The organism is Kocuria sp. CPCC 205261 (assembly GCF_040981025.1).
GTDB lineage: Bacteria > Actinomycetota > Actinomycetes > Actinomycetales > Micrococcaceae > Kocuria > Kocuria marina.
On sequence record NZ_JAVKPU010000001.1, the window covers coordinates 361501 to 383880 of the forward strand.

At 70.3% G+C, this 22380-nt stretch carries 19 protein-coding genes; 7 read left to right on the top strand and 12 right to left on the bottom strand.

Annotated elements, in window-relative coordinates; genetic code table 11:
* Positions 1-60 precede the first annotated feature (60 nt).
* Both htpX and RF646_RS01735 read right to left on the bottom strand, forming a co-directional pair.
* On the bottom strand, positions 61-960 hold the full coding sequence (htpX, locus tag RF646_RS01730; protein ID WP_368835037.1) for a zinc metalloprotease HtpX: 900 nt from the start codon (positions 958-960) through the stop codon (positions 61-63).
* Entirely contained in the window at positions 961-2892 is a 1932-nt protein-coding gene (locus tag RF646_RS01735; RefSeq protein WP_368835038.1) for a sigma-70 family RNA polymerase sigma factor, read from the bottom strand. It abuts the gene before it with no gap.
* Positions 2893-3502: 610 nt separating this feature from the next.
* On the opposite strand from RF646_RS01735, the gene RF646_RS01740 reads away from it, so the two are divergent.
* Positions 3503-3979, top strand: coding sequence for a Fur family transcriptional regulator (locus RF646_RS01740; protein ID WP_085108389.1), 477 nt, complete (start codon positions 3503-3505; stop codon positions 3977-3979).
* Between the two features lie 123 nt (positions 3980-4102).
* On the opposite strand, the gene RF646_RS01745 is transcribed toward RF646_RS01740, so the two are convergent.
* Positions 4103-5467, bottom strand: coding sequence for an SseB family protein (locus tag RF646_RS01745; protein WP_167318157.1), 1365 nt, complete (start codon positions 5465-5467; stop codon positions 4103-4105).
* A gap of 267 nt (positions 5468-5734) precedes the next feature.
* Between RF646_RS01745 and RF646_RS01750 the strand changes: the two genes are divergently transcribed.
* Positions 5735-7168, top strand: coding sequence for a DUF6882 domain-containing protein (locus RF646_RS01750; protein WP_206398561.1), 1434 nt, complete (start codon positions 5735-5737; stop codon positions 7166-7168).
* Positions 7169-7209: 41 nt separating this feature from the next.
* Positions 7210-8148, top strand: coding sequence for an EamA family transporter RarD (rarD, locus tag RF646_RS01755; RefSeq protein WP_270257199.1), 939 nt, complete (start codon positions 7210-7212; stop codon positions 8146-8148).
* Positions 8149-8328: 180 nt separating this feature from the next.
* Here rarD and RF646_RS01760 read toward each other — a convergent pair whose 3' ends face one another.
* The 4 genes from RF646_RS01760 to RF646_RS01775 form a co-directional block, all read right to left on the bottom strand.
* Positions 8329-8547: a methionine/alanine import family NSS transporter small subunit gene (locus RF646_RS01760; protein WP_270450114.1), complete on the bottom strand. Its 219-nt coding sequence runs from the start codon at positions 8545-8547 to the stop codon at positions 8329-8331.
* A complete protein-coding gene (locus RF646_RS01765) occupies positions 8544-10325 on the bottom strand; it encodes a sodium-dependent transporter (protein WP_368835039.1) in 1782 nt (593 codons plus the stop codon). Before RF646_RS01765 ends, RF646_RS01760 begins: the two co-directional genes overlap by 4 nt.
* A 95-nt stretch (positions 10326-10420) precedes the next feature.
* Positions 10421-11383: a polyprenyl synthetase family protein gene (locus RF646_RS01770; protein WP_085108442.1), complete on the bottom strand. Its 963-nt coding sequence runs from the start codon at positions 11381-11383 to the stop codon at positions 10421-10423.
* A gap of 109 nt (positions 11384-11492) precedes the next feature.
* Entirely contained in the window at positions 11493-12764 is a 1272-nt protein-coding gene (locus RF646_RS01775; protein ID WP_368835040.1) for a geranylgeranyl reductase family protein, read from the bottom strand.
* A 274-nt stretch (positions 12765-13038) separates the two neighbouring features.
* Between RF646_RS01775 and RF646_RS01780 the strand changes: the two genes are divergently transcribed.
* The 4 genes from RF646_RS01780 (at position 13039) to RF646_RS01795 (ending at position 17182) form a co-directional block, all read left to right on the top strand.
* Positions 13039-14463 carry an isochorismate synthase MenF gene (locus RF646_RS01780; RefSeq protein WP_368835041.1) on the top strand — a complete coding sequence of 475 codons (1425 nt, stop codon included), beginning with the start codon at positions 13039-13041 and terminating at the stop codon, positions 14461-14463.
* Between the two features lie 84 nt (positions 14464-14547).
* Positions 14548-15315: an ABC transporter substrate-binding protein gene (locus RF646_RS01785; RefSeq protein ID WP_064846690.1), complete on the top strand. Its 768-nt coding sequence runs from the start codon at positions 14548-14550 to the stop codon at positions 15313-15315.
* A gap of 91 nt (positions 15316-15406) precedes the next feature.
* Positions 15407-16201, top strand: a complete 795-nt coding sequence (locus tag RF646_RS01790; RefSeq protein WP_064846689.1) for an amino acid ABC transporter permease — start codon at positions 15407-15409, stop codon at positions 16199-16201.
* 234 nt (positions 16202-16435) lie between these two features.
* Positions 16436-17182: an amino acid ABC transporter ATP-binding protein gene (locus RF646_RS01795; protein ID WP_368835175.1), complete on the top strand. Its 747-nt coding sequence runs from the start codon at positions 16436-16438 to the stop codon at positions 17180-17182.
* A gap of 171 nt (positions 17183-17353) precedes the next feature.
* Here RF646_RS01795 and RF646_RS01800 read toward each other — a convergent pair whose 3' ends face one another.
* The 5 genes from RF646_RS01800 to RF646_RS01820 form a co-directional block, all read right to left on the bottom strand.
* The gene (locus RF646_RS01800) at positions 17354-17584 is read right to left on the bottom strand and encodes a hypothetical protein (RefSeq protein ID WP_368835176.1); all 231 of its coding nucleotides are present in this window, start codon (positions 17582-17584) and stop codon (positions 17354-17356) included.
* On the bottom strand, positions 17473-17868 hold the full coding sequence (locus RF646_RS01805; protein ID WP_368835185.1) for a hypothetical protein: 396 nt from the start codon (positions 17866-17868) through the stop codon (positions 17473-17475). The genes RF646_RS01800 and RF646_RS01805 overlap by 112 nt, the downstream gene beginning before the upstream one ends.
* Positions 17869-18134: 266 nt before the next feature.
* Positions 18135-18881, bottom strand: coding sequence for an SDR family oxidoreductase (locus RF646_RS01810; protein ID WP_368835042.1), 747 nt, complete (start codon positions 18879-18881; stop codon positions 18135-18137).
* 111 nt (positions 18882-18992) lie between these two features.
* Positions 18993-20936: a 2-succinyl-5-enolpyruvyl-6-hydroxy-3-cyclohexene-1-carboxylic-acid synthase gene (gene menD, locus RF646_RS01815; RefSeq protein WP_368835043.1), complete on the bottom strand. Its 1944-nt coding sequence runs from the start codon at positions 20934-20936 to the stop codon at positions 18993-18995.
* 101 nt (positions 20937-21037) lie between these two features.
* Positions 21038-22378 (bottom strand): sulfate adenylyltransferase subunit 1, encoded by a 1341-nt coding sequence (locus tag RF646_RS01820; protein WP_368835044.1) that lies wholly within the window; start codon positions 22376-22378, stop codon positions 21038-21040.
* Positions 22379-22380 lie beyond the last annotated feature (2 nt).

Genomic DNA, 22380 nt, shown 5'->3' on the forward strand with positions numbered 1-22380 from the left:
ACGACGCGACGGGCCGGTCGCACGCGACGCCCACCACGACGTCGAAACCCGAACGCCGCGTCAGCGGCCGTAGAACCCGCCGTTGCGTGCCATGTTCTGCAGCCGCTGCACGCGGTCGTCGGTGGAGGGGTGGGTGCGGAACAGGCCGGAGACCGCACCGCCGCGGAACGGGTTGGCGATCATCAGGTGGGACGTGTTGACCACCTTCTGGTCCTCCGGGTTCATGGGCCGCTGGGACGCGCCGCCCTCGATCTTGCGCAGTGCCGAGGCGAGCGCAAGGGGGTCGCCGGTGAGCTTGGCGCCGTCCTCGTCGGCGTCGTACTCGCGCGTGCGGGAGATGGCGAGCTGGATCACGGTGGCCGCGACGGGTGCGAGGAACGCCATGAGCAACCCCACGAGCATGTTGCCACCGCGGTTGTCGTCACCGCGCCCGCCGCCGAAGATGGCCGCGAACTGCAGCACCTGCGCGGCGGACGTGATGAGTCCCGCCACCGCGGCCGCCACGGACGAGGTCAGGATGTCCCTGTTGTACACGTGCATGAGTTCGTGGGCGAGCACCGCGCGCAGCTCGCGTTCGTCGAGCATCTGCAGGATCCCCTCGGTGCAGCACACCGCGGCGTTGTCCGGGTTGCGTCCGGTGGCGAACGCATTGGGGCTCATGGTGGGCGCGATGTACAGCCGCGGCATGGGCTGCTCCGCCCGGCGGGAGAGCTCCTCCACGATCCGGTACATGGCCGGTGCCTGTTGCGGGCTCACGGGCACCGCCCGCATGGACCGGATGGCGAGCTTGTCCGAGTTCCAGTAGCTGTATGCGGTACCGATCAGCCCGATCACTGCGAACAAAATGATGAAGAACGAGCTGCGCGTGGCCCCGGCGATGATCCAGCCGATCGCCAGCAACACCACCCACATACCGCCCAACAGCAGCACGGTCTTCAGTCCGTTGTAATGGCGGTGCATTCAGTGTTCTCCTGTGGGGTCTAGCCGGGCAAGAAAATGTTGAGGGATACCGACGGTACCAATGCGGACGGCGGCAACGGCGGCGCGGGCAGTGGGGGAAATGTGGGCAGCGGGGGGCAGCCCGTCGAGGCAGATGATCTCCCACCCTCCCAGTCCGAACGACACCTCGCAGCCGGGGTCCGTGGTCGTCGGGGGCGGTGGTGCCACCCCCGTCGAGGGGGACGGGACCGGTGTTTGCGTAGCGTCCGACGGCGCGGGGGAGGTTCCCTCGCCCGGGTCCGCGGGGTTCCCTCCCGGGTCCGCGTCACCCGGGAACGGGCTCGGCGACGGCGTGGGCGGGACGTCCGGATCGGTGCCGAGGTCGGGGGCAGAGGACGACGTCGCACCGCCCGCTCCGTTGCCCGGCGCACCCGGGTCCCCGGGCAGTGGCGCACCGCCCGGCCAGCGACCTTGCGAGTCACCCTGATTGCGGCCGGCCTGGCCGTCCGGGCCTTGTCCCTGGGGGACGTCCTCGCGGGCCTGCTCGGGGCGGGACGCGTCGGAATCGCCGAGGGCCACGGACCCTCCACCGTCGGAACCGCCCGAGTCCCCCTGAGCCACGGACGCGGAATCTCCACCATCGGCGGCACCGCCGTCCGAGTCCCGACCGGCGGAATCCCCATCGCGGGAATCACTGCCGTCCGCATCGTCGTCGCGACCGGCTGCGGGTGTCTCGGAAGAACCGCGGGCGCCGGACGCAGCGGCGTCGCCGTCGGAAGAGTTCACATCCGGGGGGACGGCGACGGCGGGCGCACCGCCCGAGGGATCGTCCGGCGAGTTGGACACGGCCACGATCCCCACGGCCGCGGCGGCCGCAACCAGGACGCCGACCGCGGCGATCGCCAGGCCCGTACCGGACGATGCGAACGCAGCAATCCCCGTGGACTGCCCTGCGGCTGCAGCCCCGGACGAGGCGCCCGCGCCGGCCACGGAGCCGCCGGCACCCGGACCCCCGGAGGTTGCGATGGCGCTCCCCGCCGCGCCATCGAAAGCCGGGGTCCCCGCGACTCCCGGAGCCTGGGACGCGGCAGCCCCGAAGCCCGCCAGGGACGTGCCGGCGAGCGCGTCCACGAGCCGACCGCCCGCGCCGGCCCACAACGGAAGTCCGGCTAGGACGGGCAGGAGCCAACCGCGCATCCCGATCCCGAGGTCCTGGAGCTGCAGGTACTCGGCGGTGCAGCGGGGACACCGGTCCAGGTGTTCCTGCACGACCTTGGTGCGTGACGGGGTCAGGGAACCGCGCGCGAACGCACCGAGCTGTCGTGAGTACTCGCCGCAGTCCTCGAGTGCTCGCACCGAGACGTGTTCCTGCATGTAGGCGGTGCGGAGTCCCTCCCGTGCGCGTGTGCCCAGCGCGGAGACCGCGTTGGGTTGAATGCCCACGGCGGAGGCCACCTGACGCGGCTTGCGCCCCTCGATCTCGAGGTACCACAGCACTTCCTGCCAGCGCTCTGGCAGGGACGCGAACGCGCGGGCCACCACCACGGAGTCCACCTGGCGCACTACGGTGTCCTCGAACAGTTGCACACGGTCCAGCGGCCCGTCCGGCTGGGGGTCCACGGGACGCGTGCGGCTCAGCTCGTTGGCGCGGTCCGCAGCGAGCCGGGACACGGCCGTAACGAGGTAGGCGCGCAGGAACTCCCGGGGGCCCTTGCCCTCCTTGAGCAGCGCGAACACGCGCGTGAACGCCTCGGAGACGAGGTCCTCCGCTTCCGGCTCGTTGCGGGAATGCATGCGGGCCACGGCCAGCGCCGCCCCGCGGTGCCGTTCGTAGAGCGTGGCGAAGGCATGCGAGTCACCTTCGCGGACCGCGCGTAACAGGTGTTCGTCGCTGATGCGTTGGCCGCCCTGGCCCGGGTGGTCCCCGGTGCCGGGAACTGCTCTGTGTGACATGGCGCTCTCTGCCCACTGGAAGTAACTCGGTACCTCCATTGTGACAGCCGCGGGCGCTGCGCGGCACTCCGCGACCCCGCCCCTCCCCCCGCGTTCCCGCTGTCACCGCGCCGGCCCGGTCATGGCCGGGGGCGGGACCGGCGCCCCCACGCCGGTCCCACCCCCGTCTCCTAGTGCCATCTCCCTCCCCCGCGCCGGACAGCCCGTCCGGCAAAGAGACGCTCTCACCCGCCGCGTGCCGCGCGATGTGTCCCCGTGGTGATCGCGGCACCGGTTCGCCGGTCCCAGAGCGATCGGACCGTCCGGGATCCCGCGCAGCCCGCGCGGGATCCACTACGTAGACGCACGGGATCGGAAATCATGACGCGAGATCCGAAAACTTTTTTCGCGGGTCCCGTCACGGATGACGACGCCGCTGCGCGCGGCCTTCCGCGCGCCCGTCCCGGACCGCGACGGCCCCACGCGGCGGGCGGGCCGCGAGTGGACCACGGCGGTGCCCCGGGGCCGCGGGCGGGGACGGACATGTCGACGGGGACGGCGGCGTCGGCAGCGTGGGAGCGCCGTAACCGCGACTATTGTGAGTGGCTCAGAATAAGAATAGAATCATCCCATGGAGACCACCGTTCAGGCCGCGCCGCACCCGTCGCGGGATGCGTGGACCTCGCATCTGCGCTCGCACGGGCGCAGGGTCACCAAACAACGTCTTGCCGTGTTGGACGCCGTGTCTGCGGTCCCGCACGCCACCGCCGAGGACACCGTGCAGCAGGTCCGCTCCGTGCTGCCCAATATGTCCGTCCAGTCCGTCTACGTGGTCCTCGCGGACCTCGCGGCGATCGGGATGGTGTCCAAGTTCGAGCCGCCCGGATCCCCCGCGCGCTACGAGATCCGCACCGGGGACAACCACCACCATGCGTACTGCGTGCGCTGCGGAGTGGTCCAGGACGTGCCGTGCGCCGTGGGCCATGCCCCGTGCCTCACGCCGTCCCAGGACCACGGCTTCGAGCTGCTAGCCGCGGAGGTCGTCTACCGGGGTGTGTGCCCCCGCTGCCAGGAAGAGCTCGCGGCGAGCGCGACCGAGGCCCGCTGAGCCACGCTGACACCGGCTCCCTGACGCGCGGCCCTGGCATACAGCCCTGGCGCACCCCCGGACACGCCCCGCGGGTGTGGAAACTGCGGACGAGATGCGCCGCAATTCCGACCCACCGACCTCTCAGTCGCGAGGCTGCGAGGTACCGCCCTGTTCGCGCTGCGTGACGAGCTCCAGCATCTCCCGTAGCTGCGCCGTGGGCAGGGTGGCCACGGGGGCCATGGCATTGAGGCAGATGGCCGCCGCACCCGATTCGAGCGCGAACTCCAGGATCTTCCGGGACGGGGCCGAGCGCACCGTGAGCGCCGGGTCCAGGGCGGCCACCTCCGCCGCGGACGTGAAGACCAGCAGGGTATCCGGTGCGGCGCCCTCCTCGGAGGGTTGGACCATGACCGGGATCGCGTTCTCCCCCTCGTCCCGGGTGCCGAGCATGAGGTAACCGTTCGGGTTGAGCAGGGCCCCCAGGACGTCCGCCATGGCATTGTCCAGCAGCGCTTGCTTGAGTGCCTCGTTGTGGGGTGAGCGGCCCACCCACTCGATCTGCTGGCGGGGGATCCGCAGGGCGTGTTCGGACGCCGGGTCCACCACGATCTCGTCGTACTGGGTGTCCTGCGCGACCATCTCGATCATCGCGCTCGCGCGCTGGCGCAGCAGGACGGGTTCGGCCAGATCCGGGTTCTTGTTGCTGCGGGTGAACATCTCGCGGGCCTGCTCGGCGGTCGTATACACGGCCAGTGCGCGACCACCGTCGGGTTGGGCGACCGCCTGGACCCGGATGTGGGACTGCGGCCCCACGGGCTGACCGTCCTCCCCCGGGACCAGGTCCGATCCGGAGATGTCCAGCAGCACGGTCCCGGCCAACGCCTCGCGCAGGGCCCCGGCCAGGGTCCGCTCCCCGGGTTCGCGAGTGAACGCCTCGGCCGCCGCGCGCAACCGGGGGTGCACGTCCCCGTGGGAGTCGTCCTCGGAGGTCGGTGCGAACGGCAGCTCGACCCCGGCCTCATCGGCCAGTTCCAAGGCCCACAGCGGCGTGCGCTCCTGGGTACGCGGGAACTCAGTCAGCTGAGCCAGCACGTCCCGACCCGTGTAGGCGCCCTCGTCCGCGTAGGGGCGGGGCAGCTCCCGGAAATTGTAGGACGCGCTCGTGTGCAGCGTGGGCTCGGGCCACCCGCTCGCGGCGATGCTCACGGACGCGGTGAACCAGCTTCCCCGCCCGGGCACCGCGCAGCTGCGCTGCAGTTGCGCGATCGTCTCCAGCACCGGGCTGTCCTGCTTGATGGGCCCTGCCGCCCCGGGGATCACGGAGCCGTCCCTGTTCTCGACCACCCGCAGATGGACCCGCCCGCCCTGGGGCTTGAACTCCACGAGCATGGTGTCCCAGCCCGGTTCCGTGCGCAGGACGGACATCACCCATTCGCCCACCCGTGCCACGAGTTCACGCTCACTGGGTGCGGGGGTCGTCGATTCGGGCCGAGGCTCAGAGGTCATGGTGTGGTGTCCCTTCGACCCGTGAGCCACGGGTCCGCTCGCTATAAGTTCGCGCGATCTCCCCCGGTCGCTGCCGGGCGCCGCGCGCCCCCAGCCTAACGAACCGCTCGCGTGCGAGGTCCCAACACGGCCGCGGGGCGCGACGTCGCTCGGTGCGGCCGCGGCGTCGTCGTGGGGTACGTGCCGCGGGCAGATACAGGGGCCCCACAGGCACCGACGTGCCGTCCGGCGCGCGCTGGCGTCCGCGCCAGTTGTTAGCCTGGACCCATGACGAAAACTTTGCAGGAGTTGATCGACGCGTCGATCTTCCTTTCCACCGAATACCAGGCAGTGCTGGCGGAACTGTCCCAGGGCGCGGAGTGGGACGTGGACTTTTCCGCGCCGTCGTTCACCCTGCAAACCACGCCTCCCGTCACCCTGACCCCCTACCTGTTGGGCACCGAATCTGCGTCCCGCGGGTCCTTCGTGTGGTCGTGGCAGGAGCTTGGGCACTTCAACCCGCGCGTGGTCTCCGCCGCCGTGCAGGCCAAGCAGGCCGGTGAGCGTCACGAGGTCTCCGAGCTGACCACGGACGAGCTGCCCCTCGAGGACGGTCTGGCCCGCAGGCTGACCCTGGCCGCCAAGGCCGTCACGGGTCTCTACGCCCACTATCCCGCGCGCGCCGGTGGCAACATCACGGCGTGGTTGCTGCTGGACGGCCCCGAGTTCGAGCTGCCCCGACTCACGGAGCAGCGCATGATGCAGGTCATCGGGGAATCCCTGACCACGGACACCGCCGTGGACCACAACCTCGCCGTAGCCAGCTACGCCAAGCTGCGCGGCGCCCACGTGGAGTGGGACACGGACGCCACCTGTGTGGTCACCGTGCACGACGGCGCTCAGCGCTTCTGGTTCGACGACCACCAGATCACGGGCGTGGAACCCGCTGAGCCCTCCGTGGGCGAGGACGAACTGCGCGAGCTCGAACACCAGGCGCAGACCCACCGCGAGGCCCTGCTCGAGGACCGCCGTGCCGCGGTGGCCCAGGCCGAGCAGCTCGGTGAGCAGCAGCGCGTGGAGTCCGCCGAACGCAAGCGGCGCGAGCGTGAAGAAGCCGCCGCAGCGGCGTCGTCCGCGTCCGAGCAGGAGGAGCCGCTGCCCAGCGAGCTGTCCCGCGAGGAGATCGAGGCGCCCGAGCCCGAGCAGCCCGAGGGGGACGTGGCCGTCCCCGCGAGCGAGGTGCGGGACCCGGACCGCCCGTTCGACCAGGAACCCACCTCCGGACCCGCCGAGCCGGGTCGCGTGGAGACCACGGTGCTGCCCGGTCCCTCCGGGGACGCGGCCACCGCCGGCCCACAGGCCTCCCCGCACCCCAACACCACGGCCATGTCCCGGATCCCGGACCCCGAGTTCGCCGCGGCCCAGCCGGGGATGCAGGACGAGGACGCGGCGCGGGACACGCGCGAACCCACTGCGCCGGAACCGAGCGAACCCGCGACGGAGCAGCCAGTCCTGCGGGACGTTTCCGAGGACACCGTGGCCCGCGAGCGGGCCGAGCGGGAGACGGTGGTCGCCCGCGAGACCGTCGCCGGCCCCGGCGCTGCTGAGGACGACATCTCCGCCCCCGCCGTGGTGGACGGCCAGGAGGTCGAGACCAACGAGCAGGCGGAGAAGAAGGGCAAGAAGAAGCGCGGTTTCCTGAGCCGTTTCTTCGACCTCTGATCGCGAACCGACGCGGCGGTCACCGGGGATAGGATCGGACGGTGACTGACAACGCGACTTCCGGCCCGGGCCCTCACCAGCAGAAGAGGGCCCGGGCCGGTTTCGGCTACGGGTTCGCCGCGTACGGGATCTGGGGGTTGCTGCCCCTGTACTTCGTGGTCCTGGCCCCGGCCACGGCGTACGAGATCGTGGCCCTGCGCATCGTCTTCTCCCTGGTGGTCTGTCTGCTGATGCTGGCCGTAACCCGCTCCGTGGGCCGGTTCATCCGGTTGTTCCGGGACGGCTCGGCGGTGCTCGCGCTCACGGTGGCCGGTGTGCTGATCGCCGGCAACTGGTTGCTGTACACGGTCGCCACGACCACGGGGCACACCCTCGAGGCGTCCCTGGGGTACTTCATCAACCCGCTCGTGGCCATCCTGCTGGGTGTCCTGGTGCTGCACGAGAAGCTGCGCCCGCTGCAATGGACCGCGATCGCCGTGGGTGCGCTGGCCGTGGTGATCATGGCCGTGTTCTACGGCGCGGTGCCGTGGCTCTCGTTGGGCCTCGCGTTCACGTTCGGGTTCTACGGCCTGGTCAAGTCCCGAGTGGGCTCGCGCTACCCGGCGCTGATCACCCTCACCGGGGAGACCGCCATGATCACGCCGCTCGCGCTCGTGGCGGTCGCGCTGTTGGGCGCCCAGGGCCAGATCACCCTGGCCTCCGAGGGCACCGGCCATTTCCTGTTGCTGCTGTCCTCCGGTGTGATCACCGCGGTGCCCCTCCTGTTGTTCGGTGCCGCTGCCGCCCGGCTGCCACTGAGCACCGTGGGCATGCTGCAGTACATCGCGCCGATCGGCCAGTTCATCCTGGCCGTCCTGGTCTTCCACGAGGAGATGCCCCCGGAGCGCTGGGTCGGTTTCGGCCTCGTGTGGCTCGCCGTGGTGCTGCTCGTGCTCGACGCCGTCCGCGCACCCCGCGCGCCCCGTCTCCCCCGCCGCTGAACGCATCCGGTCCCACGCTACCGACGCCGCGCGGTCCGACCGCGGTCCGGGTCCGGGCATCGTTCTCGGTCCCGTGGCTTGGGTCCCGGGTCCCGTGTCCTGCCTCCCGGATCCGGGGTCCCGGTACGAGAGAAGGCCACCCCTGACCAGGGGTGGCCTTCTCTCATGGGACCGCGGGAATCAGATCCGCGACTCGGGAGCCGCGCCGGCGTTCACCCGGGATCCCGGGTCACCGTCGGTGGCGGCGCGGTGCCCGGCGTCCTCACGGGAGCCCTCCGACGGGGTGTCGAGCTCGTCGACCTCCTCGGGCGAGCGCTTGATGTTGATCAGGGCGAGCAGCAGGCCACCCCACACGGTGACCATGGCCACGATCATCATGACGACGGAAATGGTGCTCATGAGAGTTCTCCTTCCGAGCGGCGGGGCTGGACCTGCGCGGACGACCGGCCCGCGGCGTCGCCGGCAGGGTCGGTGTGACCCGTTCCGGCATGCGCCCACGGGGCCTGACGCTGCACCACGGTCCCGTCCTCGATGGCGCGCAGGGAGAAGTCCTGGCCCAGTGCGGGGGTGCGGGTCGCGGTGTCCTGGTAGTGGGACAGGGGCTTGTGGCGCGCGAGGGTGCCGCGGTCCACGTAGGCGTCCTGGATGGCGGGGGCGGGGCTCGTGAGGGCCTCCGCGGTGCGCCGGGACCAGGGCAGTCGGGACAGCAGGTAGGCAAAGACGATCAGGGCCACGGCCATCCCCCACCCGAACGTGTTCACGAACCACTGCGGCATGTCGTTGTAGCCCTGGGACACGGTCTCGGTGAGCTGGTCGATGAGGATGTAGCCCAGGATCACCGGGGTCACACCGCCCACCATGATCATCCACGTGCGCCCGAGCTTGAAGGACGAGACCGAGTTGATGTGGTCACGCAGCGTGGGCAGCGCCGAGAAGCCCGCGGTGAGCAACAGCACGGACACCAGGGCCGCGGCCACAATGCCGAAGTTGTTCACGAACGCGTCCACGACGTCCAACAGGTTCAGCCCCGTGGTCGTGGGGAAGAACAGCAGGGAGATCGCGGCGAGCGGGATGACCACGAGGGCCACGGCCGCGGGGCGCGAGAGCCCGAGCTTGTCGCGGAAACCGGCCACGATGACCTCCACGATGGAGATCAGGGACGTGAACCCGGCGAACGCCAGGGCACCGAAGAACAGCACACCGATCAGCGTGCCGAACGGGGCCTGGGAGATGATGGCCGGGAAGGCGATGAACGCGAGACCGATCCCGGACGTCGCGACGTCGGCGACTTCCGTCCCGGAGGCCGAGGCCATGAAGCCGAGTGCTGCGAACACGCCGATACCGGCGAGGATCTCGAAGGACGAGTTCGCGAAACCGACCACGAGCGCGGAGCCGGAGAGGTCCGAGCGGGGCTTGAGGTAGGACGCGTAGGTGACCATGATGCCGAAACCCACCGAGAGGGAGAAGAAGATCTGCCCGTAGGCCGCGACCCACACGGAGGAATCACCCAGTGCGGACCAGGACGGGGTGAACAGGGCATCCAGACCCGCGGCGGCACCCGGCAGCGTCAGGGCCATGCCCACCATGATCAAGAACATGACCACGAGCAGCGGGATCAACACCACGTTGATCTTCCCGATCCCGTTCTGCACGCCCATCATCAGCACGATCAGCAGCACGAGCCACGCGATGGCCGTGGCGATGAACACCGGCCAGATGAAGTCGAAGCCGATCGTGACCTCGTCCGAGACCTGCATGTAGTCGCTCATGAAGAAGGTCGCGGGATCGTCCCCCCACGCCTTGCTGAACGAGAACACGGTGTACTGCATGGCCCATCCGATGATCAGGGCGTAGTACACGGCGATCACCACGCAGATGGCCAGCTGCCACCACCCGATGGTCTCGAGTTTGGGGTGCAGCCGTCGGAAGGACAGCGGGGCGGACCCGCGGTAGCGGTGACCCACCGCGTAGTCGAGCATGAGCAGCGGGATACCGGCGGTCAGCAGGGCCACCAGGTAGGGGATGATGAAGGCGCCGCCGCCGTTGTCGAACGCGACGTACGGGAACCGCCAGATGTTGCCGAGCCCCACGGCGGAGCCGATGGCGGCGAAGATGAACATGGTGCGCCCGGAAAATGCTTCTTTCGCGGCGCGACCACGTGTCGTGTCTGTGGACATGGATGAACCTCACGCGGGACGAATCCCATCGGCGCGCACGCGGAAGCCCTCGTGGCGCGCAAGTGGATTACGGATGCGCCAAGCTTACTGAGAACTCAGCCCCTGCGATGCACCACGCCGTGCGCAAATTCGATCAGTGCCGCTTTGGCCACGGAATCGTCGAGCGGTTCGAGAGCCGCGATGGCCTCGTCCGCCCAGTCGTTGGCAATCTGCCACGCCTCCGCAGCCGCGGGGTGCTCGGACACGGCCTCGACGGCGCGGGCCAGGGCGGCGTCGTCGGACAGGTCCCCGTCCACGAGCTCGAGCAGCTCGCGCGCGGAGGCCGCGGCGGCCGGGTCGGAGCCGGCGGCGTCGCGGCGCAACAGCAGGACCGGGAGGGTGTCCACGCCCTCGCGCAGATCCGTACCGCGTATCTTGCCGGAGACGTCCGGGTGGCCGGTGAGGTCGATGATGTCGTCCGCGAGCTGGAACGCGAGTCCCACCTTCTCGCCGTAGACGACCATGAGATCCACCACGGAGCGGGGCCCCCCGCCCAGCAGGGCGCCGTACTGACCGCTCGCGGCGATCAACGAACCGGTCTTACCGGAGAGCACCTTGATGTAGTGGGCCACGGGATCCTCGTCCGGGGCGGGACCGGTGGTCTCCTGCAGCTGCCCGATCACCAGGCGCTCGAACGTGGTCGCCTGGATCATGAGGGGTTCCTGGCCCAGGGCGGAGACCATGGCGGAGGCACGTGCGAAGATCATGTCCCCGGTGAGGATGGCCACGGTGTTGCCCCACACCGTGTGCGCGGTCTGCACGCCCCGGCGCATGGGGGCGGAGTCCATGACGTCGTCGTGGTAGAGGGAGGCCAGGTGGGTCAGTTCCACGACCGCGGCGGCCTCGATGACCTCGTCCGTGACCTCACCGGCCACTTCCGCCGCGAGCAGCGTGAGGAGGGGCCGCACCCGTTTACCGCCGGCGTCGAGCAGGTGCCGGGCCGTGACGTCCGCGATCCGGTCCGCGGAGTGCACGGACTCTGCCAGCCGCTGCTCGATCCGATCGAGGCTGCGCAGCATGAGCGGGCCCAGGTGGGAGTCCTGGGCGATGAGCTCGAACCCTTCGGGCAAGCGCAGGGAGTCATTCGGGCGGCTGGGGTCAGTCACGATCCACCACTCTATCGACAATTCAGCTCGCGGGGGTCAGTGCGTCCAGCACCGCGATCGCGCGATCGGTCACAGTCCGGGCGGGCCGGTCCGACAGTTCCGTCATGACCCGCACCGCGAAGCGCATCATGGCCGGGACGCTCATCCCCGCCCGTAGGCCCGCGGTGAGGATCGCCGGGTGGCCGATGAGCTCGGCGAGCGCCCGGCCCTGCGTGAAATGGGCCCCCCATTCGGCGCGCACGAGCTGCGGGTAGCGGGCGAGCGCGTTCTCCCGTTGCTGGGGCCCGTTGGCCTCGGCGGCGTCCACGATGCACGACGCCGCGAACAGCGCGGACTCCATGGCGTTGGAGATCCCCTCTCCGTTGAACGGGGACACGAGCCCCGCGGAGTCCCCGAGCAGCATGAGCCCGGGAACGTAGTGCGGGGTGCGGTTGCCGGCCATGGGCAGCGCGGCCGAACCCACCCGGCCCACCTGGTGCTCCGGGTCAAAGGTCCACTCGGCGGGCATGGACGCGGCCCAGTCACGCAGCACCGCGCGGTAGTCGAGCTTACCGAACGCGGGCGAGGTGTCCAGGATGCCCAGGCCCACGTTCGCGGTGCCATCCCCCACGCCGAAGACCCAGCCGTAGCCGGGCAGCAGGGAGCGCTCGGGGTCCGTGCCGTCCGCGAGTTCGAGCCACCCCTCCATCCAGTCGAGCTCCGAGCGCGGGGAACGGTAGTACGTGCGCACGGCCACGCCCAGGGGCCGATCCGTGCGCCGGTGCAGACCCGCGGCCACGGCGGTGCGGGTCGAGTTGCCGTCCGCGGCGAGCACGAGGTCCGCGCGGTGCTCCTCCGTCTCGGAGGTGCGTCGCCCGGTCGCCGGGTCCATCACGGCTGCCTGCACGCCCACAATCCTCCCGGTGTCATCACGCAGCACGTCCCGCACCGTGCGGTGCTCGATCACGTGCGCACCGGCACGCCGGGCGTGCCGCACGAGGTCCTCGTCGAAACCCGCGCGCGTGCGCACGAGTCCGTAGGACGGGAAATCGGTCAGTTCGGGCCACGGGACCTCCACGGTGCGCCCGGACGCCACGAGTCGCAGTCCCTTGTTGGCCTTATAACCCTCCGCGGCGCCGTGCGGCAAGCCCATGAGCTGCATCTGGCGCACGGCCCGCGGCGTGAGCCCGTCCCCGCACACCTTCTCCCGCGGGTAGCCGCTCTTCTCGAGCACGGTCACCGCGATCCCCTGGCTCGCCAACCAGTACGCCGCCGTGGCACCGGCGGGGCCTCCCCCGCTGATCAAGACCTTCACTGCGCCGCGGCCCTCCGCTTCCTGTGTTCTTCCTTGTGATGTCGGCGCGCCCGCGTGCTGGACGGACCACCCGCCCATTGTGTCATCGCCCGCCGACGCCGCTGTCCCCGCCGTCGCCGCGACCGCCGCCATCCATGCGGTGGCGCGGGCCTCGCCACGTACGCCGTGCCCGCCGTCGTCGCTCCGCCCACGGACTCGGCAGGAAGCCGGGCCGGTCCCGGTCCCACCCGACCGACACCGCCGCGCCCACGCGCGCGTCCTATGCTTGAGGACGATGACACCCGAGTTCCCCGCGCCCCGCCTGAGTGCGCTCACCCTTCCCCTGTCCGAGGTTCCCGCGGCAGCAGAGTTCGCCCGCAACCCGGACGTCCGGCGGTTGCTGGGCAGCGCGGACCCGGCCACGTGGATCATGCGCGGCAAGGGAATCGTCGGCCTCGGTCGCGTGGCGGCCTACCGCGTGCGGGGCGGGACCCGGTTCACCTCCGCGCGCGTGTGGTGGGACGAGCTTCGCCAGGACGCGACCGTGCATGACTCCGTGCAGCGCCCCGGCACCGGTTTGCTGGCCTTCGGGGCGTTCGCGTTCGCGCCGTCCTCCACGGTGGACTCCGGGCTCATGGTCCCCGAGCTCGTGATCGGCACCGACGCCCATGGCGCGTGGCTCACCCTGATCTCCACCGGACCGTCCGAACCCACGGTCGAGGACGTCGGCGCCGCGTGGCGTCGCCTCGTGCGCGCCGCACCCGCGGTGGCGCGGCCCGAGGAACCGGACGCAGCGGCGTCGTCGTACCCCACGGCCGTGCCCGGGACCCTGGACGAACAGCGCTGGATGGAGGCCGTCGCGGACGGCGTGGGGATGATCCGCGCGGGGGAGCTCGACAAGCTCGTGCTCGCGCGGGACGTGGTCGTGGACACCGGGCAACCCATCGAACTCGGTGCGGTGCTGGGGCGGTTGAGCGAACGCTTCGCCACGTGCTGGACGTACTGCGTGCGCCTGGGCCCGGAGCAGGAAGGCTCCGAGCAGGAGGGCCCGGACGACGGGGAGGGTGCGGGCCGGTTGCTCGGCGCGACCCCCGAGATGCTCATCCGGGTGCATCGCGGCACCGCCACGGCCCGTGTGCTCGCCGGGACCCTGGACCGCCAGGACCTGCCGGACGGCGCCAACCCCGAGGACTTCGCCGGTACCGAGCTGGGCGGGTCCGAGAAGCAACAGCGCGAACACCGCTTCGCCGTGGACTCTCTGATCACGGGGCTGTCCCCGTACGCGGATGAGGTCTCCGGCGGCGAGCACCCCTTCATCCTGGCGCTGCCGAACGTGTGGCATCTCGCGTCGGACGTCACCGCGCAATTGCGTGCGGGCGTGGACGGGACCCTGCCCTCGGCCCTCGAACTCGCGGAGGCCGTCCACCCGACCGCCGCGGTGTGCGGGACGCCCACCGAGACCGCCGGGGCCGTGATCGAGGACCTCGAACGCATGGACCGTGGGCTCTACGCCGGCCCTGTGGGCTGGCTCGACGGCGCGGGTAACGGCGAGTGGGGCATCGCCCTGCGCGGCGCCGTGCAGCTGGACGCGCATCGGGCGCGCGTGAGCGCCGGCTGCGGGATCGTGGCCGAATCCGATCCGCGCGCCGAGCTCGCCGAGACCTGGGCGAAACTGCGCCCCATGCTCGAGTCCCTGCCCGCACGGTGGGACCGGGAGTAAAGGGATTCCGGGCCGATCCGGGCACCCCGTAGTAAAATCGCCACGAGTTTCACCCGGAACCCCACATCTCCCCGAGGAGCACACATGTCAACCCTGCGCCGACTCGTTCCCGCGCTCGCCGTCCTCTCCGCCGCAGGCTTGGCACTGACCGGTTGTGAATCGACCTCCGGGGGCGGCTCCCAGGCCGGTGGCTCCGACACGTTCACCGTGTGCACCAACTCTCCGTACCCGCCGTTCGAGTTCGAGAAGGACGGCAAGATCGTGGGCTTCGACATGTCCCTGGGGGACGAGATCGCCAAGGACCTGGGCCGGGAGAAGAACGTGGTGCAGGCGAACTTCGAGACCCTCGAGTCCGGAGCGGCGCTGGACACCGACCAGTGCGACGCCGCCATTTCCGGGATCACCATCACGGACGCCCGCAAGCAGTCCGTGGACTTCTCCAAGCCGTACTTCAACGATCAGATCGCCCTGCTGACCACCAAGGATTCCGGGATCCGCGACTTCGACTCCGTGGGGGACAAGACCGTGGGCGTACAGCAGGCCACCTCCGGTGAGCAGTTCGCCAAGGACAAGCACCTGAAGACCCAGCAGTTCGAGGACGTGGAGCTCATGTTCCAGTCCCTCGAGTCCGGTGGCGTGCAGGCCGTGTCCGGGAACATCTCCACGCTGTCCAAGCGCGCGAAGGACAACCCGGACCTCGAGGTCGTGCAGACCGTGGACACCAACGAGAACCTGGGCGTGGCCGTGAAGAAGGGCAACACCGAGATCCTCGACTCCGTGAACAAGACCCTGGACCGCATCACGAGCGACGGCACCATGGACAAGATGAAGAAGGAGTGGATGGGCCTGTAGGCTCCACTCCCCGAGAGCAGGACATCCGTGCCGGGCGGTGTGATACCGCCCGGCACGCATATGTGGGCAACCCACGGACAGGGAGACATCCATGGCCATGACCACCCGGCAGCGCGCCAAGCTGTCGCGGGGCATCCAGTACGCCGTACTCGTCGTCGTACTGGTAGCACTCGTGTTCCTCGCGGACTGGAACGTGCTCTACCAGCGCGTGTTCAACCCCGAGGTCGCACTGAACCAGTTCCCCGGGATCATCACCGTGGCGCTGAAGAACACCCTGATCTACACGGTCCTGGGCTTCGTGGTGGGCCTGACCCTGGGTGTGGTCCTCGCGCTCATGAAGCTCTCCTCCGTGGCGCCCTACCGGTGGATCGCGACCCTCTACATTGAGTTCTTCCGCGGCGTGCCCGCGCTGCTCGTGTTCCTGGCCCTGGGCTACGGCATCCCCCTGGCCTTCGGCTTCCGCTTCAACCACTACGTGACCGTGATGATCGCGCTCGGCGTGGTCGCCGCCGCGTACATCGCCGAGTCCCTCCGCGCAGGTCTGCAGGCCGTGCCCCCGGGGCAGTACGAGGCTGCCCGCTCCCTGGGCATGTCCCACACCCGCGCCATGGTCACGATCGTGATCCCCCAGGCCCTGCGCATCGTCCTGCCGCCGCTGACCAACGAGGTCATCCTGCTGACCAAGGACTCCTCCCTGGTCTATCTGCTGGGCATGGGCGTGCAGCAGTACGAACTCACCAAGTTCGGCCGCGAAGGCATCTCCGACGCCGGCGCCGGGCTGACCCCGCTCGTCGTGGCCGGCATCTGCTACCTGATCATCACCGTGCCGCTGGGGCTTCTGTCCCGCCACTTCGAAACCAAGACCGACCGGGTCAAGAAGTCCTAGGAGCTCCCAGTGTCCACTTCCGCAGCCTCCCCCGATCCCGCATCCTCCGACCCGTCGGCGACCCCCGGGGCGGATCCCGCCCGGGGTTCCCAGCACGACGCCGCCTCTACTGCAGGTCCCAGCGCTGCCGCGACCGGTCCGGGCCGTTCCGCTGCCCGGTCCCCGGGTGTATCTCGCGCGTCCTCCGACGACGCCGCTGCCGCGTCCGACCGGGGCCACTCCGGTTCCGCCGCGGTGCACGTGCGCGAGCTGCACAAGTCCTACGGGGACCTCGAGGTGCTGCGCGGGATCGATCTGGACGTGGCCACAGGTGAGGTCGTGTGTCTGATCGGGCCCTCCGGTTCCGGCAAGTCCACCCTGTTGCGCTGCCTCAACCTCCTGGAGTCCCCGCAGTCCGGGACCATTTCCGTGGGCGGGTTCACGGTCACGGACCCAGATCTGGACGTGGACGCCATGCGCCGCCGCGTGGGCATGGTGTTCCAGCAGTTCAACCTGTTCCCCCACCTGAGCGTGCTCGAGAACTGCACGGTGTCTCAGGTCAAGGTGCTCAAGCGCTCCAAGGAGGAGGCCAAGCGCATCGCCCTGGCGAACCTGGAACGCGTGGGTCTGGAGGCCAAGGCCGGCCAGCGGCCCACCCAGCTCTCCGGCGGTCAGCAGCAGCGCGTGGCGATCGCCCGGGCGCTGTCCATGGACCCCGATCTGATGTTGTTCGACGAGCCCACCTCCGCTCTCGATCCCGAGACCGTGGGCGACGTCCTCGCGATCATGCGCCAACTCGCGGATGACGGGATGACCATGCTCGTGGTGACCCACGAGATGTCCTTCGCACGCGACGTCGCCGACCGCGTGGTGTTCATGGACGGCGGCGTGGTCGTGGAACAGGGCCCCGCCCGCGAGATCATCGGCTCACCCCAGCACGAGCGCACCCGCACGTTCCTCTCCCGGGTCCTCAACCCCACCACGGTGGACACCCCGGAGTAATCCGCCCGTCGACTCCCGTGAAACGGGGCCCCGCCCCCGTGATCCCGCAGCAATGGGCGGGGCGCGACGCCGCGTGGAAGCACACGATGACGACGCCGCTGTTCGGGAAGAACAGCGGCGCCGTCGTGGTGGAACACGGGTGCCGAGCGGGTGCCCGACCGGATCGGTGGATCAGACGCGATCCGTGACAGGGATGTCGGTGGCGGACCCCGGGATGTCCTGGGTCTCGAGGATCTCCTCGGCCGTGGCCTTGGCCTGTTCCACCGTGCGCTGACGCGGCACGAGGATGGTCACGAGCGCACCGAACAGGGCCACGGCACCGAAGATGTAGAACGCGGTGGCACCTCCCAGGTTGGCGGCCAGGAGCCACCCGCCGATGAGTGGGCCGAAGATCCCGCCCAGGCGGACGGAGCCCCAGGCCACGCCGGCGGCACGTGCTTGGTCATGTAGTAGTTGGACGTGAAGCCGTAGATCAGCACCTGGGTACCCAGGGTGCCCACACCGGCGATCGCGATGACGATGAACAGCACCGGCAGCGGGAACGCGGAGGTCATAAGCGCCAGGGTGATGGCCGCGAGCACGAACGTGGTGGCCACGATGCGCTGCGGGCCCGAACGGTCCGCGAGCTTGGAGGCGAGCATGCCGCCGATCACCGCGCCCGAGTTGAGCACCGACGTGGCGCTCATGACTCGACCTCGATCCTGACCGAGAGTGTGACCCATGGCACTGGGAGCACCCCTGGGTTTTACCAGGGGTGCCTCTTTCCCGGATTGTGAATGAATCGGCGTGATTGAAACACGCACCCTATGGTGAGGACGCCTATTCACCGGCGTTCACGGTGGTCCCGGCGGGGTCGGCCGGCATCCCTCGGGGCGCGCATCCCGCGCCGATGCAGCGCGCCCACCCGATCACGACGTCATGAGCGGCCCCTGCGGGAGGCGATGAACCGCGGTCAGCCCCGGTTCACCATCCCGGAGGGCCGCACCGAGATCACCTCGACCTGAGAATCCCGCGTGGCGTCCACTGCCGTGCGCACCGCCGCGGCAATCTGCTCGGGGCGGATCCAGTCCTCGGGGTGGTACTCGTTGCCCATGTACGCCTGCAGTTCCTCTTGCATGTCCGTGGCCACGCGCCCCGGGTGCACCGAGCTCACGCGCACGCCGTTCTCGCGTTCCTCCTCACGCAGCGCGTCGGTCAGGGCGCGCAGGGCGAACTTGGTCCCGGAGTACAGCGCCGCCGACGGGCCCGAGGTGAACCCCGAGCCCGAGTTGATGGCCACGACGTCACCGCCAGCCACGCGCAGCTGGGGCAGGGTCAACCGGGTCAGCTGGGCCACGGAGATCACGTTGATGTCGAAGATCCGCTCCCACTGCTCCCGCGTGGCCTCCTCCACCCGCGCTTGCGGTGCGATCCCGGCCGAGTGGACCAGCACGTTGAGCCCCTCGAACTCGTCCCGCAGGGGTTCCCACGCCGCGGCGACCTGCTCGTCCGAGCTCACGTCCGCGGTGAACGCCCGGGTCCCCGGACCCAGCCCGGCGAGTTCGTCGCGGACCCGCTGGACGGCGTCGGCGGAACGTCCGCCTACGAAGACGATGTGGTCCCGTGCGAGGTCCTGCACGATGGCCCGGCCGATGCCGCGGGTGGCGCCCGTGACGAGCGCGGTGCGGACGGTGGTCGTGTGAGTGCTCTGCTCAGTCATGACGCCATGCTAACGAGCGCCCCGGACACCATGGGCGGCGCATACGGCCGCGGCCGGCCCGGGACGGTACGCACGGCGCACGGTGAAAAACATGTGAGCGCCGAGTGGCATTCACTCCCCCGCGCGATGCTCCCGTTCGGAGGGCTCGCCCTCAAGGTACTCCCGCACCGCTCGCGCACCGGCGTCCCTGGCGGCCACGTTGAAGTCCCGCAGGCTCTGCCGGTCCAGTGTGACCTCGATGACCCGCCGGCCGGCCACGGGTGCGGCGAGCGCGGCGGCAAGTTCGATCGCGGTGTCCGCGCTCACGTACTGGACCCCGTACGCCGCACACAGCTCCGCGATCCCCACCGTGTGGGGGGTTCCGAAGAAGCGCTCCACGGTCGCGGTGTAACGCGGGTCCCGGCCCAGGTCCCCGTGTTCCAGGGTCTGGAAGATCCCGCCGCCGGAGTCGTTGACCACGATCATGTGCAGGTCCGGAACGCGTTCGCCGGGTCCCAGGAGCAGTCCCCCGGCGTCGTGCAGGAACGTCAGGTCCCCCATGACGGCACGCACGGGCCGCCCCGTCCCCAGTCCCACGCCGTGCGCGGTGGCCACGGTCCCGTCGATCCCCGCGAGCCCGCGGTTGGCGATCACCGCCAAGGGCCCCCGGGCGCGGGCCACGAGATCCAGGTCCCGAACGATGTTGGAGGACCCCGCCACGAGTACCGACCCGTCCGCGCACGCTGCGTCCCACACTGCCCGCGCTACGTGCAGGCGCGTCAGCGAGGGTTGGTCGTCCGCGAACCGCAGCACCGCGGCGTCGGCGGCGGCTCCCGCCTCGCGCCACGCCTCGAGCCACCCGGGTTCCGCAGGTCCGACGGCGCTCGCCGCCTCCTCGAACGAGCCCACCGCGTCCTCGGGGCGCCTGCCGTGCTCGAACCACGGAGCGGGATCGGGTCGCACGGCGATCACCCGCACGTCGGGGCGCTTGAGCAGCGCCGAGACACGGCGACTCAGGGTCGGGCGGCCCACGAGGATCACCGAGTCCACGCGCTCACCGAGGGGTGAGTCCAGCACGCTCTCGTAGGACGCGATGGCGGCCTCTCCCGCGCGCGCCTGGGACGAGGGTTCGGCGAGCAGGGGCAACGAATGCTCCAGCGCGAAACGCTCGGTGGTAGGCCCCGCGCCGTCGCCGGCAAAGATGAGGGGATGCGCGGTGCCCGCGGTCGCCGAGGGTGCCGGGGGCGCCGAAGACTCAGAGTCGGAAGACACCCGCCGCGCGGCATTGGAACGCATATCCGCGCCGTCGGCCTCGGAAGTCACACGCACGGGCTCGTTCCATGGCGCCGACTCCGTGATTCGCACCGACTCGGCGGGCGGGAGGAACGGCTCCAGGAGCACCGACCACGGGTGCACCCGGATCCGCGCGGCACCCCCGGAACGCACGGGCCGCACCTCACTCGCGAGGTCGCGGGCCCAGCTGCGCAGGTGACGGTGGTCGTCGTCGCACACGGGGTACAGCGGATCGCGCAGGGCCACGTTCACATGCACGGGTCCGGGCGGATCCTGCTCATTGCCGGGAAGGGCGGCCAGGACGTGATCGAGCAACGATTCCACGTCCTCGCACTGCTGCGGCCATGACAACTGCGGATCGTCCGGGGGTAGCAGGTCCACGGCCGCGCGCACGAAGTTGGCGAACATCCCGGGTTGCTGCGTGGTCTGGTTCGCGCCGGTCCCGCGCAGTTCGGGCGGGCGGTCCGCGCTGAGCACCACCAGGGGGACCCCCGCGTGGGAGGCCTCCATGACCGCCGGGAGCAGCTCACCCACGGCCGTCCCGCTCGTGGTCACCACGGCGCACGGCAGGCCCGTGGAGCGGGCGATGCCGAGGGCGGTGAAGGCGGCGTCGCGCTCGTCGATCCGCACGTGTACCGACAGTGCACCGCTGGCCTGCGCTGCGGCCGCGGCATATGCCAGCGGCGCGGAACGCGACCCCGGGGACACCACGAGGTGTTCCATCCCGCGCATCGCGAGGGCGCGCAGGACGGCGGTGGCCGAGACGAGGCTGGGGCTGATCACGCTTCAGAGCGTATCGACCGGCACCGACACGCACAGCGGCCCCGGTGCCGCGCCGTCGTCGACGACGTGGACCGGGGCCGCAAAGGTCACTCAGGGACGGCTCAGATGGCCCACTCCCCCGCGTCCGCGCGGAGGTTACCCAGCACACCCGGGGTGTTGACGCTGTCGTCCTGCACCATGCCCGCGGCCTGCGTGCGACCGGACTGTGGGTCGATGAGCAGGAACGAGCCCAGCGCGTGCGACTGCGTGTACGCAGTGGTGAACAGCGGTTCGGCCACGCGTACGGTCACCCGGCCGATATCATTGAGCTCGAACGACTCCACCGATTCCGCGGCGAGGCTCTCGAGGTTCAGCCGCCCGTCGAGCGAACCCACGATCCCGCGCACCACGCGCGTGGTGTGCTTGAGCAGCACGCGCTGGCCCTCGCGCAGGGGCTTCTCGTCGTCGAGCCAGCACACCACGGCCTCCACCGACTTAGTGCCCGACGGCGCCCCGGCCGGTTCCGCGATCAGGTCACCGCGCGTGATGTCGATCTGGTCCGCGAGCGTGAGGGTCACGGACTGCCCGGCCACGGCGTACTCGGCGGGAGCCCCGGCCACGTCGATGCGCTCAACCGTGGTGGTGCGCCCGGCCGGTTGCACGGCGACCTTGTCCCCCACGGCCACCGAACCGGAGGCAATCTGGCCCGCGTAGCCGCGGTAGTCCACGAACTCCGGGGACAGTGCGGCGGCCTGCGGGCGGATGACGCACTGCACGGGCAGCGCGAACCGTTCCGCCTGGGTGAGCTCGGACGAGTCCGGGAGGTTCTCGAGCCAGCTCAGCAGGGACGGACCGTCGTACCACGGGGTGTCCTGGGAGGCCTCGACCACGTTGTCGCCGCGCAGCGCGGAGACCGGGATGATCCGCAGGTCCAGCACACCCAGGTCGTCCGCGAGTTCGTGCAACTGTCCGCTCAGTTCCCGGAACGCTTCTTCCGCATCGGGCAACAGGTCGATCTTGTTGACCGCGACGATCAGGTGCGGCACTCCCAGCAGGGCCCCGACAGCCAGGTGGCGCCGGGTCTGCTCCATGATCCCGTGGGTGATGTCCACGAGCACGATCAGCGCGTCCGCGGTGGAGGCACCCGTGACGGTGTTGCGCGTGTACTGCACGTGCCCCGGGCAGTCCGCGAGGATGAAGCTGCGCGCGGGCGTCGCGAAATAGCGGTAGGCCACGTCGATCGTGATGCCCTGCTCGCGTTCGGCCCGCAGCCCGTCCGTGAGCAGCGCGAGGTCCGCGGCGTCCAGGCCGCGGGACTGGCTGACCCGTTCGATCGCGTCGAGCTGGTCCACCAGGATGTTCTTGGTGTCGTGCAGCAAGCGGCCCACGAGCGTGGACTTGCCGTCGTCCACGCTGCCGGCCGTGGCGATCCGCAGCAGGCTTGCTCGGTTCTCGGTGCTCATCT

What these genes read in the sequence shown, in the direction of transcription:
- RF646_RS01760 (WP_270450114.1), bottom strand. Translation starts at nt 8,547, where the DNA reads ATGAGCACCATTTCCGTCGTCATGATGATCGTGGCCATGGTCACCGTG.
- RF646_RS01770 (WP_085108442.1), bottom strand. Translation starts at nt 11,383, where the DNA reads ATGCTGCGCAGCCTCGATCGGATCGAGCAGCGGCTGGCAGAGTCCGTG.
- RF646_RS01740 (WP_085108389.1), top strand. Translation starts at nt 3,503, where the DNA reads ATGGAGACCACCGTTCAGGCCGCGCCGCACCCGTCGCGGGATGCGTGG.
- RF646_RS01810 (WP_368835042.1), bottom strand. Translation starts at nt 18,881, where the DNA reads ATGACTGAGCAGAGCACTCACACGACCACCGTCCGCACCGCGCTCGTC.
- htpX (WP_368835037.1), bottom strand. Translation starts at nt 960, where the DNA reads ATGCACCGCCATTACAACGGACTGAAGACCGTGCTGCTGTTGGGCGGT.
- RF646_RS01785 (WP_064846690.1), top strand. Translation starts at nt 14,548, where the DNA reads ATGTCAACCCTGCGCCGACTCGTTCCCGCGCTCGCCGTCCTCTCCGCC.
- RF646_RS01820 (WP_368835044.1), bottom strand. Translation starts at nt 22,378, where the DNA reads ATGAGCACCGAGAACCGAGCAAGCCTGCTGCGGATCGCCACGGCCGGC.
- RF646_RS01790 (WP_064846689.1), top strand. Translation starts at nt 15,407, where the DNA reads ATGGCCATGACCACCCGGCAGCGCGCCAAGCTGTCGCGGGGCATCCAG.
- RF646_RS01780 (WP_368835041.1), top strand. Translation starts at nt 13,039, where the DNA reads ATGACACCCGAGTTCCCCGCGCCCCGCCTGAGTGCGCTCACCCTTCCC.
- RF646_RS01750 (WP_206398561.1), top strand. Translation starts at nt 5,735, where the DNA reads ATGACGAAAACTTTGCAGGAGTTGATCGACGCGTCGATCTTCCTTTCC.
- RF646_RS01805 (WP_368835185.1), bottom strand. Translation starts at nt 17,868, where the DNA reads ATGAGCGCCACGTCGGTGCTCAACTCGGGCGCGGTGATCGGCGGCATG.
- RF646_RS01735 (WP_368835038.1), bottom strand. Translation starts at nt 2,892, where the DNA reads ATGTCACACAGAGCAGTTCCCGGCACCGGGGACCACCCGGGCCAGGGC.
- RF646_RS01745 (WP_167318157.1), bottom strand. Translation starts at nt 5,467, where the DNA reads ATGACCTCTGAGCCTCGGCCCGAATCGACGACCCCCGCACCCAGTGAG.
- RF646_RS01765 (WP_368835039.1), bottom strand. Translation starts at nt 10,325, where the DNA reads ATGTCCACAGACACGACACGTGGTCGCGCCGCGAAAGAAGCATTTTCC.